The sequence below is a fragment of the Lichenibacterium minor genome (assembly GCF_004137685.1).
In the GTDB taxonomy this organism is placed as follows: Bacteria; Pseudomonadota; Alphaproteobacteria; order Rhizobiales; family Beijerinckiaceae; genus Lichenihabitans; species Lichenihabitans minor.
The window spans coordinates 36832-50091 of record NZ_QYBB01000025.1 but is presented as its reverse complement, the minus strand read 5'-3'; the positions used below and the strand labels follow the sequence as shown (position 1 = coordinate 50091).

At 71.6% G+C, this 13260-nt stretch carries 13 protein-coding genes; 10 read left to right on the top strand and 3 right to left on the bottom strand.

What is annotated here, in order from left to right; all coding sequences use genetic code 11:
- Positions 1–95: 95 nt before the first annotated feature.
- Complete coding sequence (locus tag D3273_RS18825) at positions 96–536, top strand: hypothetical protein (RefSeq protein ID WP_129228439.1); 441 nt, start codon at positions 96–98, stop codon at positions 534–536.
- 152 nt (positions 537–688) lie between these two features.
- Here the strand turns inward: D3273_RS18825 and hutC are convergent, their stop codons facing one another.
- Together hutC and D3273_RS18815 are read right to left on the bottom strand one after the other, a co-directional pair.
- Positions 689–1450 carry a histidine utilization transcriptional repressor HutC gene (hutC, locus tag D3273_RS18820; RefSeq protein WP_245501270.1) on the bottom strand — a complete coding sequence of 254 codons (762 nt, stop codon included), beginning with the start codon at positions 1448–1450 and terminating at the stop codon, positions 689–691.
- The gene (locus tag D3273_RS18815) at positions 1447–2796 is read right to left on the bottom strand and encodes a formimidoylglutamate deiminase (protein ID WP_129228438.1); all 1350 of its coding nucleotides are present in this window, start codon (positions 2794–2796) and stop codon (positions 1447–1449) included. Before D3273_RS18815 ends, hutC begins: the two co-directional genes overlap by 4 nt.
- Positions 2797–2913: 117 nt before the next feature.
- Here D3273_RS18815 and hutI point away from each other — a divergent pair, with 117 nt between their 5' ends.
- From hutI to D3273_RS18790, 5 genes are read left to right on the top strand one after another with little or no spacing between them, the layout of a single operon-like run.
- The gene (gene hutI, locus D3273_RS18810) at positions 2914–4131 is read left to right on the top strand and encodes an imidazolonepropionase (protein WP_129228437.1); all 1218 of its coding nucleotides are present in this window, start codon (positions 2914–2916) and stop codon (positions 4129–4131) included.
- Positions 4128–5669 carry a histidine ammonia-lyase gene (gene hutH / locus D3273_RS18805; protein WP_129228436.1) on the top strand — a complete coding sequence of 514 codons (1542 nt, stop codon included), beginning with the start codon at positions 4128–4130 and terminating at the stop codon, positions 5667–5669. Before hutI ends, hutH begins: the two co-directional genes overlap by 4 nt.
- Positions 5666–6490 carry an N-formylglutamate deformylase gene (gene hutG / locus D3273_RS18800; protein ID WP_129228435.1) on the top strand — a complete coding sequence of 275 codons (825 nt, stop codon included), beginning with the start codon at positions 5666–5668 and terminating at the stop codon, positions 6488–6490. Before hutH ends, hutG begins: the two co-directional genes overlap by 4 nt.
- 9 nt (positions 6491–6499) lie before the next feature.
- Positions 6500–8164: a urocanate hydratase gene (hutU, locus tag D3273_RS18795; protein ID WP_129228434.1), complete on the top strand. Its 1665-nt coding sequence runs from the start codon at positions 6500–6502 to the stop codon at positions 8162–8164.
- Positions 8161–8721: a HutD/Ves family protein gene (locus D3273_RS18790; RefSeq protein WP_129228433.1), complete on the top strand. Its 561-nt coding sequence runs from the start codon at positions 8161–8163 to the stop codon at positions 8719–8721. The genes hutU and D3273_RS18790 overlap by 4 nt, the downstream gene beginning before the upstream one ends.
- Before the next feature lie 36 nt (positions 8722–8757).
- Here the strand turns inward: D3273_RS18790 and D3273_RS18785 are convergent, their stop codons facing one another.
- Positions 8758–10092: an LLM class flavin-dependent oxidoreductase gene (locus D3273_RS18785; RefSeq protein WP_129228432.1), complete on the bottom strand. Its 1335-nt coding sequence runs from the start codon at positions 10090–10092 to the stop codon at positions 8758–8760.
- 116 nt (positions 10093–10208) lie between these two features.
- On the opposite strand from D3273_RS18785, the gene D3273_RS18780 reads away from it, so the two are divergent.
- From D3273_RS18780 to D3273_RS18765, 4 genes are read left to right on the top strand one after another with little or no spacing between them, the layout of a single operon-like run.
- On the top strand, positions 10209–11036 hold the full coding sequence (locus D3273_RS18780) for a transporter substrate-binding domain-containing protein (protein ID WP_129228431.1): 828 nt from the start codon (positions 10209–10211) through the stop codon (positions 11034–11036).
- Between the two features lie 22 nt (positions 11037–11058).
- Positions 11059–11700, top strand: a complete 642-nt coding sequence (locus D3273_RS18775; protein ID WP_129228430.1) for an amino acid ABC transporter permease — start codon at positions 11059–11061, stop codon at positions 11698–11700.
- The gene (locus D3273_RS18770; protein WP_129228429.1) at positions 11697–12365 is read left to right on the top strand and encodes an amino acid ABC transporter permease; all 669 of its coding nucleotides are present in this window, start codon (positions 11697–11699) and stop codon (positions 12363–12365) included. The genes D3273_RS18775 and D3273_RS18770 overlap by 4 nt, the downstream gene beginning before the upstream one ends.
- Positions 12362–13168, top strand: a complete 807-nt coding sequence (locus tag D3273_RS18765; RefSeq protein ID WP_129228428.1) for an amino acid ABC transporter ATP-binding protein — start codon at positions 12362–12364, stop codon at positions 13166–13168. Before D3273_RS18770 ends, D3273_RS18765 begins: the two co-directional genes overlap by 4 nt.
- The last annotated feature ends 92 nt before the right edge of the window (positions 13169–13260 follow it).

The following is a 13260-nucleotide window of genomic DNA, read 5'->3' as shown; positions in this document are numbered from 1 at the left end:
CCGCGCCGTGGAGGCGCGGCGCGGCCTCGGTCTTCATGAAATCGGGCAGCGGCACTGTGCGGATGCGGTAGCCCCCCGCCTCGTTCAGCCACGCCATGAACCGGGTCGTCGGCGGGCAGAGGGTCGGAGGGCGCGATCTGCAGCATCGCGTCGAAGATCTCGGCGCCGACCTCCTCGCGCTCGCTCAGGCCCAGGAGCCAATCGACCGACACCTGCGCGGCCCGGGCGATGGCCACCAGCGTTTCGGCGCGGGGCAGGCGCGTGTTTCCGCCCCCGTCGGTTGCGACAGGGTTGAGCGACCGAGGTCGGCCAAGCGCGCGAAGGCGGCGGGGCTCGCGGCGGTGCGCGCCATCACGGCGTCGAGCCGCCGCCGGAACAGCGACACGGTGTCGTCGCGAAGCGACGTGGCCGAGCACCGCGCCGCCGAGGGCGTGGGCGAACGCACCGCGATCGTGGAGAACGCCCCCATGCTGGGCTTCCTGTTCCTCCACAGCAACCTCCACGCGCCCCACCACGAGTGCCCGCTCGTGCCCTGATACGCGCTGCCGCGATTGTACCGGGCCGTGCGGGACCGGCTGGTCGCGACCAAACGCGGGCTCATCTGCGACGGCGACGGCGACGTGGCGCGACGGTTCTTGTTCGTGCCGCACGATATCGCGCTCCACCCCGCCAGCCGGGACGGCGCGGCTCAGGACGTCGAGACCACCCGCCGCGTCGCGAGGCGGCACCGCTCCCCCGCGTAGGTGAGGCGGTTCACGGTCGCGATCCGCGCTCCACTCCAGGTGCGCCGATCCAGCCTGAGGCAGGGCGCCCCCTGGGGCAGGTCGAGCGCCGCCGCGATGGCCGGGGAAGCCGCGACGGCCGAGATGACGTGCTCGAATTCCGTCAGCGGCACGGCCTCGATCAGGTAATCGAAGGGCGTTCGGGCAGAAAAGTCCTGCCGGCCGTAGTCCGGCGCGAGTTCGGGATCAACGTAGCGCTCCTCGTGCTGCACCGGGGTGCCGTCCTCGCTGTGCACCAGGACGGAATGGAAGGGCCGCCGGCACCCCGGTTCCCCGAAGGCGGACATCACCTCGCCCGGCGCCTCGACGCGGTCGAGCAGGAGCACCCGGGACCCGTGGACGGCACCGCGGCGCCGGATTTCCTGCGCGATGTCCTCGATCTCGATCAGTCCCGATCGGGCCATGGGCGCCGCCACGAAAGTGCCGACACCCTGCACGCGGTGCAGAACGCCGGCGTGGGTCAGCTCGCGCAGGGCGCGATGCACCGTCATGCGCGATGCTCCCGTCAGCGCCACGAGGTCGTGCTCGGAAGGGAGCCGCCGGTCGCGCGGCCAGGTGCCGTCGCCGATGTTGCGCAGGATCAACGCCTTCACGCGCGCGTAGAGCGGGATAGCCGCACCGGGAAGCACGTCCCTCGCTCCCGCCAGCGCGCCCTGGTGGGTGTTCACGCGCTGAGCCGCGCCATCGCGGCGGCGAAGCGGGCCCGCAGCGGTCCGCGCGATACATGCCGGCCGCCGTCCACGCGCTTCGCCCCGCGCGTCCACACGCAGTCGACGAGCCCAACGCTGGGGCCGAACACCCACGTGTCGAGCAGGGTTTCGGGCCCGTGCCCGATGACCGCCGGATGGTCGGCATCGAGCGACACGAGGTCGGCCGGCGCGCCGACCTCCACGCCGAAAACGGCCTCGCCCAGCGCGGCGCTGCCGCCCGCGAGCGCGCCGGCATGGAGCGCGGCCCCGGTCGAGCCGCCGGGCGCGGCCAGCACGTTGCGGGCGCGGAGCGCCAAGCGTTGAGAATATTCGAGCTGACGAACCTCTCCCGCGGCATCGATCGACACGTTGGAGTCCGTGCCGACGCCGAAGCGCCCTCCGGCCGCCAGGAAGCGGGGTGCGTCGAAGATGCCGTCGCCGAGGTTCGCCTCCGTGATGGGGCACAGGCCCGCCACGGCGCCGCTCCTCGCGACGGCGTCGGTCTCGGCCACCGTCATGTGGGTGGCGTGGACGAGGCACCAGCGCGCGTCGACGGCGGCGTGGCCGAGCAACCACTCGACCGGCCGCGCGCTGCGCCGGGCGACGCTCTCCTCGACCTCGCGCACCTGCTCGGCGACGTGGATGTGCACAGGTCGGCCACCCGCCATTCCGGCGACGGCGCGGAGCTCGTCGGGCGAGACCGCCCTCAGGCTGTGGGGGGCGACGCCGAAGGTCGCGCCGTCGAGCTCCTCGACGATGCGGGCGCTGCCCGCGACGAGGTCGGCATAAAGGTCGAGGGAGGATGCGAACCGTCGCTGCTCGGGCCTGGCCGGCGCACCGTCGAATCCCGAACGGGCGTAGAAGACAGGCAGCAGCGTCAGCCCGATCCCCGTCGCGGCCGCGGCCGCGGCGATGCGGGCCGCCATCTCGGCGCGGTCGGCGTAGGGCCGCCCGTCGACGCCGTGGTGCAGGTAATGGAACTCCCCGACGCGGGTGAACCCCGTCTCCAGCATTTCAACGTAGGCCTGTGCCGCGATGGCCTCGACGTCATCGGGCGTCATGGCCAGGGCGAAGCGGTACATCGTGTCCCGCCAGCTCCAGAAGCTGTCGGCGCCGGGTCCGCGGATCTCGCTGAAGCCAGACATGCCGCGCTGGAACGCATGGGAATGGAGGTTCGGCAGGCCCGGCAGGCCGATGCGGTGGGACTCCGCGCCCGATGCCCGACCGGGCAGGAGCGCGGCGATGCGTCCGCCTTCGATCGTCAAGCTGACGTCGCGCCGCCAGCCAGACGGCGTCAGGAGAAGCTCGAAGTGGAGGAGGCCCATGACACGCTGCCGGAAACGTAGCGGACCGCGCCCGCGACTGCTTGACGGTAGCTTGTCTATACAGCTTCATACAAGCGTGAACCCGTCGCCGGACCGCGGCGCGGAGGAGATCGCGCCATGGCCTCCACAACCCTTTACCGCCGCGCCCGGCTGGCGACACTGGCCGAGAACGATGGCGGACTCGGCCTCGTGGCGGATGGCGCCGTGTTGGTCCGCGACGGCCGGATCGCCTTCGCGGGACCGGCCCGCGATCTTCCGGCCGAGGCTGCGGCGGCCGCCGAGCCGGTGGACTGCGCGGGACGGCTGGTCACGCCGGGTCTGATCGATTGCCACACCCATCTGGTCCACGGCGGTGAGCGTTCGAACGAGTTCGAGATGCGCCTCGAGGGCGTCGCCTACGAGGACATCGCCCGCGCGGGCGGCGGCATCCTGTCCTCCGTGAAAGCGACGCGGGCTGCCACCGACGAAGAACTTCTGCGCAGTGCCCTGACCCGGCTCGACCGACTCATCGCCGAGGGCGTCACCACCGTCGAGGTGAAGTCAGGCTACGGGCTCGACCTTGCCACCGAGGCCCGCATGCTTCGCGCCGCACGGCATCTCGGGAAGGTCCGGAACGTCGGCATCCGCACGAGCTTTCTCGGCGCGCACGCGCTGCCGCCGGAAGCGCGCGGCGACAAGGACGCGTACAGCCGCCTCGTGGCCGACGCGATGCTGCCGGCCCTGGCGTCGGAAGGGCTCGTCGACGCCGTCGATGGCTTCTGCGAAGGCATCGCCTTCTCGCCGGGCCAGATCGCCCGCGTGTTCGACGCCGCCAGGGGGCTCGGCCTGCCGGTGAAGCTCCACGCCGACCAACTCTCGGACCTCGGCGGTGCGGCGCTGGCGGCGGGCTACGGGGCGCTGTCGGCCGACCACCTCGAACATTGCTCGGACGCGGGCGCTGCCGCCCTGGCGCGCGCCGGCACGGTCGCGGTGATGCTGCCCGGCGCCTGCTATTTCCTGCGCGAAACGCATCGCCCGCCCGTCGAAGCCTTTCGCCGTCACGGCACCCGCATGGCGGTGGCGACCGACTATAACCCCGGCACTTCGCCCATGACCTCGCTCCTGATGGCCGCCAACATGGCGGCGACCCTGTTCCGCCTGACGGTCGCCGAATGCCTCGCCGGCATCACCCGCGAGGCCGCCCGGGCGCTCGGCCTCCTGCACGAGACCGGCACTCTGGAAGCTGGCAAATGGGCCGACCTCGCGGTCTGGGACGTCGAGCGGCCGGCCGAGCTCGTGTGCCGGATGGGATCGGCCCCGCTGCACCGCCGGATCCGGCACGGGATCCCCGCATGAGCGCGCCCCTGCTCCTGGCACCCGGCGCCGTGCCGCTGTCGGCGTGGCGCGACATCTATTTCGGCCGAGCCGCCACCCTCGACCCTGCCTGCCGCCCCGCCGTCGAGCGCGCCGCCGGGGTCGTGGACGCCATCGTGGCACGGGGCGAGCCCGTCTACGGGGTCAACACCGGCTTCGGCAAGTTGAGCTCCGTGAGGATCGCGGCGGGTGACCTCGCCGCGCTCCAGCGCAACATCGTCCTGTCGCATGCGGCGGGCGTCGGGGCGCCGCTGCCGGTTCCGGTCGTGCGGCTCGTTCTGGCGCTGAAGGTGGCGAGCCTCGGCCAGGGCGCATCGGGCCTGCGCTGGGACACGCTGGCCCTGCTCGACGCCTGCCTCGGGCGCGGCCTCGTGCCGGTGATCCCGGGCAAGGGCTCGGTCGGCGCTTCAGGGGACTTGGCACCCTTGGCCCACATGACGGCGGCCCTGATGGGCGTCGGCGCCTTCACGGTGCAGGGCCGCACCGTGGAGGCCGGCGCCGCGCTGGCCGAAGCCGGGCTCGCCCCCGTCGTGCTCGGCCCCAAGGAGGGGCTGGCGCTGCTGAACGGCACGCAGGTGTCGACCGCCCTGGCGCTGGCCGGGCTGTTCGAGGCCGAGCGGGTGTTCCGGGCGGCACTGGTCACCGGCGCGCTGTCGACCGACGCCGCCCGGGGCTCGGACGGCCCCTTCGACCCCCGCATCCACGCCCTGCGTCGGCATCGCGGCCAAGACGAGGTGGCGGCAACGCTGCGCGGCCTGATGGCGGGCTCGCCGATCCGGGACTCGCACCGGATCGACGATCCCCGTGTCCAGGACCCGTATTGCCTGCGCTGCCAGCCTCAGGTGATGGGGGCCTGCCTGGACATCCTCCGCCAGGCCGCCGCGACGCTCGACGTCGAGGCCAACGGCGTGTCTGACAACCCGTTGGTGTTCGTCGACGCGGGAGAGGTGATCTCGGGCGGCAACTTCCACGCCGAGCCGGTCGCCTTCGCGGCCGACATCATCGCGCTGGCGATCTGCGAGATCGGCTCGATCGCGGAGCGCCGGGTCGCCATGCTGGTCGACCCGGCGTTGTCGGGCCTGCCGGCGTTCCTGACGCCGCGGCCGGGGCTGAACTCTGGTTTCATGATCCCGCAGGTGACGGCCGCCGCGCTGGTGGCGGAGAACAAGGGGCGGGCCCATCCGGCCAGCGTCGATTCCATCCCGACCTCGGCCAACCAGGAGGATCACGTGTCCATGGCGACGCACGGCGCACGGCGCCTGCTCGACATGGCCAGCAACGCCGCCGACGTGGTGGGCATCGAGCTGCTGGCCGCGGCCCAGGGCTGCGAGTTCCACGCGCCGCTGGCCTCGAGCGCCCCGCTCGAACGCGCCCGCGCCCTCCTGCGCGCCCGTGTCCCCGCCCTCGCCGAGGACCGCCATTTCGCCCCCGACATGGTGGAGGCGACCGCGCTGGTGACGTCGGGCGCGCTCGCGGTGGCCGTCGGCCTCGCCCTCCCCACCGTGGATCAGCCTGCATGACCTGCCCCGACTGGCTCACGGTCCGCCGCGGCGACGCGCCCCTGATCGTCAGCCTTCCCCACACCGGGACGGACCTTCCGCCCCGGCTCCTGCCCCGGCTCGTCTCGCCTTGGCGGGCGCGGAAGGATGCCGACTGGTGGGTGGACCGCCTCTACGCATTCGCCGCCGACCTCGGCGCCACGACCGTTCGCACCGCGGTGTCCCGGACCGCGATCGACGTGAACCGCGATCCCGCAGGCGTGTCGCTCTACCCCGGCCAAGCCACGACGGAGCTGTGCCCGACCACCACCTTCGACGGCGAGCCGCTGTACCGCGACGGCCAAGCCCCGGACGCCGCCGATATCGCGGAGCGCCGCGCCGTCTGGTTCGACCCCTATCACGCGGCGCTCGACGCCGAAACAGCGCGGCTGAAGGCGCGGCATGGCCGCGTCGTCGTCTACGACTGCCATTCGATCCGCTCCGTCGTGCCCCGCCTGTTCGAGGGCCGGTTGCCGGTCTTCAACATCGGCACGAACGGCGGCGCGAGTTGCGACCCCGCGCTGTCGACCGGCGTCGCGGAAGCCTGCCGCGCCACCGGGCGGAGCTTCGTGGTCGACGGCCGTTTCCGCGGCGGCTTCATCACGCGGCGCCTCGGCCGGCCGGCCGATGGCGTCCACGCGATCCAGATGGAACTCGCCTGCAGGGGCTACATGGGCGAGCCCGAGGGGCCGGTGTCCGGCGCCGATTGGCCGGTGCCATACGATCCGGAGGTCGCGGCCCCGACCCGTGACGCGCTCGTTCGCATCCTGTCCCACTGCCTCGCCTTCGCCCGCGCCGGTTAGGAACGTGCCATGTCCCGCCTCGACAACTCCCGCAGCATCCGCAGCCCCCGCGGATCGGAAATCTCGGCCCGCTCCTGGCTGACCGAGGCGCCCATGCGCATGCTGATGAACAACCTCGACGCCGAAGTGGCCGAAAGCCCGAGCGAGCTCGTGGTCTATGGCGGCATCGGCCGGGCGGCGCGCGACTGGGACAGCTTCGACCGCATGGTCCACGCGCTGAAGCGGCTCGACGGCGACGAGACGCTCTTGGTGCAGTCGGGCAAGCCTGTCGGCGTGTTCCGCACCCACGCCGATGCGCCGCGCGTGCTGATCGCCAACTCCAACCTCGTGCCGCGCTGGGCCACCTGGGAGCATTTCAACGAGCTCGACCGCCGCGGGCTGATGATGTACGGCCAGATGACGGCCGGCTCCTGGATCTACATCGGCAGCCAGGGCATCGTTCAGGGCACCTACGAGACCTTCGTCGAGATGGGCCGGCGCCACTACGGCGGCTCGCTCGCCGGCCGCTGGATCCTCACCGCGGGCCTCGGCGGCATGGGCGGTGCCCAGACGCTCGCCGCCACCATGGCGGGCGCGTCTTGCCTCGCGGTGGAATGCCGGCCGAGCAGCATCGAGGCCCGGCTGCGCACCGGATACGTGGACGTCCAGGCGGACAGCCTCGACGAGGCGCTGGCCATGCTGGATCGCGCCAAGGCGGACCGGAAACCGGTATCGATCGCGCTGCTCGGCAACGCCGCCGACGTGTTCCCGGACATTCACCGGCGCGGGGTCCGCCCCGACTGCGTCACCGACCAGACTTCAGCGCACGACCCCGTCAATGGCTACCTGCCGCAGGGCTGGACGCTGGCCGAGTGGGAGGACCGGCGCGCCCGCGATCCCGCGGGCGTCACGGCCGCCGCCAAGAGCTCCATGGCAACCCACGTCCGCGCCATGCTGGATTTCCATCGCGAAGGCGTGCCGACCGTCGATTACGGCAACAACATCCGCCAGATGGCGCTGGAGGAGGGCGTCGCCGACGCCTTCGCGTTCCCGGGCTTCGTGCCGGCTTACATCCGCCCGCTGTTCTGTCGCGGCGTCGGGCCGTTCCGCTGGTGTGCGCTGTCGGGCGACCCCGAGGACATCTTCCGCACGGACGCCAAGGTGAAGGAGCTGATGCCCGACGACGCTCACCTCCACCATTGGCTCGACATGGCCCAGACGCGAATCCGATTCCAGGGCTTGCCGGCGCGCATCTGCTGGGTGGGCCTGGGCGACCGCCACCGGCTCGGCCTCGCCTTCAACGAGATGGTGGCGCGGGGCGAGCTGAAGGCCCCGGTGGTGATCGGGCGGGACCACCTCGACTCCGGCTCGGTCGCGTCGCCCAACCGCGAAACCGAGGGCATGCGCGACGGCTCGGACGCTGTGTCGGACTGGCCGTTGCTCAACGCGCTGCTCAACTGCGCGTCCGGCGCCACCTGGGTGTCGCTGCACCACGGCGGCGGCGTCGGCATGGGGTTCTCGCAGCACGCCGGCATGGTCGTCGTCGCGGACGGCACGCCCGAGGCCGCGGCCCGCATCGGCCGCGTGCTGTGGAACGATCCCGCCACCGGCGTGATGCGTCACGCAGATGCCGGGTATCCCGACGCGCTCGCCTGCGCGCGTGCCCAGGGCCTCGACCTGCCGGGCATCCTGTGAGGATCGTCCGGGCCGCGGAAGGCCGCCGCACGCCTTGGAAGAACGGCGGTGGCGAGACGATGGAGATCGCCGTCCACCCACCCGGTGCCGGCCTTGACGCCTTCGAGTGGCGCGTCAGCATGGCGCTGGTGGCGGCGGACGGGCCTTTCTCGAATTTTCCGAAGGTCGACCGGACGCTGGCGGTGCTGACCGGCGATGGCCTCGAACTGGCGGTCGGCGGAGACGCGCCGGTGCGCCTCACGGCGGCCTCCCCACCCTTCGGCTTCGCGGCCGATGCGCCCTGCACGGGGCGCCTCCTCGGCGGCCGGGTGACGGACCTCAACGTGATGACGCGACGGGGACGGTTCATCCACTCCATGCGGCGGATGAACGTCGCCAGGCCGGCGACGCTCGACGCCGAAAGCGGCACGGCTGTGGTGGTCTGCCGGAAAGGCAGCCTTCTGGCCGGCGGCGTCGTGCTCGGACCGGGCGACGCGATCCTGTTCGAGGGCACGATGGAGATCGCCGCGCACGACGGGGCTGCGGAGGCCATCGGAGTGGTGATCCAGCCTTCGTAAGGGCCGGCCGGTCCCGATGCGCCCGTCCGCGGATCCTCACCCGGCCCGCCCTCGCGGTCGCGGCACCCCGAGGTTCTCGCGCAGCGTCATCCCCTCGTACTCGTCCCGGAACAGGCCGCGGCGGCGCAGTTCCGGCACGACGAGCTCGGTGAAGTCCTGCAGCGACGCCGGCAGCGTCGGCAGCATCAGGATGAAGCCGTCGGCGGCCCGCGTTTCGAACCACTCCTCCATGACGTCGGCCACGTCCGCCGCCGTGCCGGTGATGCCGTTGCCGGTGTGCTTCTCGGCGTAGAGGCGGATCAGCTCGCCCACGGTACGGCCGCTTCGCACGAAGGCCGTCAGCTCCTCGAACAGCGCGCGCGAGCCCTTGGGGGCTGCCGGCAGGCGATCCTCCGGCAGGGGCGCGTCGAGCGGGACGCCGCGCAGGTCAGCTTCCAGGAACTCGGACAGCATCAGCCGCCCGACGTCCGGGTGCAGCCGCTCCAGCATGAAATCCACCTTGGCGCGCGCCTCGGCCCGCGTCCGGCCGACGTTGACCACGACGCCGGGCATCACCTTCAACCCGTCGGGGTCGCGACCGAAGGCGGCCATGCGGGCTTTCAGCGTGGCATAGAAGACGCGGCTCCTGCCGATGTCGGAGGCGAGGCCGAACACGATCTCGGCGGTCTCGGCCGCGAGCGCGATGCCCGCCTCCGATCCTCCCGCCTGGGCGATCACGGGCCGTCCCTGCGGGGTGCTGGCGATGTTGAGCGGTCCGCGTACCTGGAAGTGCTCGCCCACGTGGTCGAGGGCGCGGAGCTTTCGGGGATCGTGGTAGATCCCTCGCTCCCGGTCGAGCAGCAGCGCGTCGTCGTCGAAGCTGTCCCACAGGCCGAAGCACACGTCCACGAACTCGCGCGCCCGCGCGTAGCGCACCGCATGGGGATCGAGGCCGCGGCGGTTGAAGTTGTAGCCGGTCTCGTCGTGGTCCGAGGTGACGACGTTCCAGCAGGCGCGGCCGCCGCTCAAGTGGTCGATCGAGGCGAAGATGCGGGCGAGGTTGTAGGGCTCGTAATAACTCGTCGAGGCGGTGGCCACGAGGCCGAGCCGCTCCGTCGCCACGGCCAGCGCCGAGATCAGCGTCAGCGGCTCGAACCGGTTCATCTTGTTGGGCTGACGGGCCAGCGCTTCCGGGTCGCCGACCGCGGCGGCGGGCGAATCCGCCATGAACATGAAGTCGAACTTGGCCGCCTCGGACAGGCGTGCGACGTTCAGCATGTGGGCAAAGCTGTTCGCTGCGCCGACATCGCTGCCCGGGTGCATCCAGCTCGCCGGGTGAAAGCCGTAGGTGTAGACAAAGGTACCGAGCTTCATGCGGTCGGGGCGGGGCATGGGATTCTCCGGTGGAACCGATCCCGCATGCAAGACTCGCGCGACCGCGCCTCTCCCGTCGGCATGCGTCCTGCATAGCTTAAGCCTGAATGCAGCCAACGAAGGGCGAGACCGCAATGACGAAGCGACTGTTCCTCAAGGCCGCGTTCGGCCTGACCCTCCTGGGCATCGCCTCGGGGACCGCCCGCGCTGACGACGCGCTCGCCAGGGTGCGGGCCACAGGAACGCTCAAGGTCGGCACCGAGACCGCCTTCGCGCCCTTCGACTTCATCGACGCCGGTCAGCACGTCGGGCTCAACGTCGACCTGTTCGAGGCCCTGGGGAAGGACATGGGGTTGAAGATCCAGTGGGTCGCCCTGCCCTGGGAGGGCGTGCTTCCCGGCCTCCAGGCAGGCAAGTTCGACGTGGTGGCCGGCCCCGTCACCATCACGAAGGCCCGCATGGAGCGCTACCGCTTTCTGCCGCCGATAGCCGACGCCACCGATGCGTTGCTGAAGCGGCCGAACGAAGCCGACCTGGCCAAGCCCGCCGACATCTCCGGCAAGACGGTCGGGGCCGGCAAGGCGTCGTCCCAACTCGCCCAACTGCAGGATTATGCCAAGACCCTCGGCCAGCCCGTGACGATCCGCGAGTACGTCGGGAACACCGATGCCTACGCGGACCTGGCGGCGGGCCGCATCGCCGCAGTGGCCAACTCCTATACCAATATCGCTTATGTGGCGAAGCAGCGCCCCGACACCTTCGCGGTGGTTGAGCCCCCCTTCGGCCCGAAGTCCTATTTCGGATACCTCATCCCCAAGGCGCCCGAGTCGGCGACGCTGGCCGACGCCCTGTCGGCCGGGATCGTCAAGATGAAGGCCGACGGACGCCTCGCGGCCCTGCAGAAGAAATGGTTCGGTGCCGCCTCCGACACGCCCGACGCCGTGACGGCCCCGGAGCTTTGACGTCCTTCGGCCCGGCCCGCGCGTGAACCCCGCGCTGTTCCGGCTGCTCGTCGAGGCCACCGGATACACGGTTGCGTTGAGTGCCGTGTCGATCGTGGCCGGGCTCGCCGTCGGGCTCGCCGTCGCGACCGCGATGCTGTCGCGCCGGCGGGCCCTTTCGATGCCGGCGCGCGCCTTCGTGAGCTTCTTCCGCGGCGTCCCCCTGCTGGTCCAGCTGCTGCTGATCTACAACCTCCTCCCGTCCGTCGGCATCGACCTGCCCGGCATCGTGGCGGCCGCCATCGGCCTGACGCTGTGCACCGCGGCCTACCAAGCCGAAACCCTGCGGGGCGGCTTCGCGGGCGTACCGCGCGGGCTCGTCGAGGCCGCCGACATGGTGGGTCTCACGCCCGTGCAGCTCTTCTGGCGCATCCGCGTCCCGATCGCCGTCAAGCTGACCCTGCCGTCGCTGGTCAGCGAGGCCATCATGATCCTGAAGGCTTCGTCGCTCGTGTCCGTCGTGGGGGTCGTCGAACTGACCCGGATGGCGCAGGACCTCGCGGCCTCGACCTACCGCCCGCTGCCCATCTACGCCACGGCCGGAGCCCTCTACATCGCGGTCGACTGGGGGATCGCCGGTCTCGGCCACGCGCTGGAGCGACGCTCGCGCTGGGGGCGCGCGTGATGCTCGACCCGTCTTTCATCGTCGCTCAATTGCCCGCCGTCCTGGGGGCGGCGGCCGTCACGGCGTGGATCTGGGCGGCGAGCGCGATCCTCGGCGTCGCGGGGGGGGTCGGCATCGCCCTCGCGCGTCGGTTCGGACCCCGGCCGGTCGACCTCGCGTTGAAGTTCTCGATCGAGATGGTCCGCGGATCACCCTTCCTGGTGCAACTCTTCCTCCTCTACTATGGGGGTCCCTATGTCGGCCTGTCGCTCGACCCCGTGCCGGCGGGCCTCCTCGCCCTGACTGTCTATGGCGCGGCCTATTACAGCGAGATCATCCGCGGCGGCTTCGCGGCGGTACCGCCCGGACATGTCGAGGCGGCGGCCTGCCTCGGCTTCACCCACGCCCAAACGTTGCTGCGGGTCGAGATCCCCGAAGTGGCTGCGGTGGTCCTGCCCGCGCTTGTCAACATGACGATCCTGCTGCTGAAGGAGACCGCGGTATTGTCTGTCATCACGGTCCCGGAGCTCACCATGGCGATCAGCGCCATCGGCTCGGAAAGCTACCGCTTCGTCGAGGCCCTGTTCCTGCTGGCGCTGTTCTACTGGGGCCTCGTCGAAGGCTGCGGGGTCCTCGGCCGCTTCGCGGAAGCGCGGCTGGCGCGGTTCGGGGTTGCGGCACCATGACGACGGCGGCTGCGACCGTCGGGGCCGCGCTGTCGGTGCGTGGCCTCGTCAAGCGGTTCGGCGATCACGAGGTGCTGTCCGGCATCGACCTCGACGTGCCGGCCGGCGCCGTGACCTGCCTCGTGGGACCCTCGGGGTCGGGCAAAAGCACGCTGCTGCGCTGCATGGCCTTCCTGGAGGAAGCCAGCGCCGGGACCGTGCTGGTGGGCGGCGAGCCGCTGGGCTTCGTCGACACGCCCGAGGGCCGGCGCCGTCTCCCGGCTGCCCGAATCCGCGCCGTGCGGTCCGGCATCGGCATGGTGTTCCAGCAGTTCAACCTGTGGCCCCACATGACGGCGCTCGGCAATGTCGCGGCGGCGTTGCGCGTCGTGCGGCGCCTCGAGCGGGCCGAAGCCGAGGCTCGGGCCATGGCGCAGCTCCGGACGGTGGGGCTGGAAGGGCGGGCGGGACATTATCCGTCGCAGCTGTCCGGCGGCCAGCAGCAACGCGTCGCCATCGCGCGCGCCCTGGCGCTGGAGCCGCGCCTGATGCTGTTCGACGAGCCGACCTCGTCGCTCGACCCCGAACTGACCGGCGAGGTCCTGAACGTGATGCGGCGGCTCGCGGCCGACGGCATGACCATGGTGGTGGTCAGCCACGAGATCGGCTTCGCGGCCTCGGTGGGGCAGCAGGTGGCCTTTCTCGACGGGGGCCGGATCCTCCTCCGCGGCACTCCGCAGGAGGTGTTCCGCAAGCCGCGCCATCCGCGGCTCGACCAGTTCCTCGACACCTATCTCGACCGCGGCGCCGCCATGCTGGTGTGATGCCACGACGCCTCGTCACGGTCGCCAGACATGCCGATCGGCCAGCCGGCCGAAGAGGCCGGTTCCCGTGCCACGAGCCCGCGCGGCGTCGG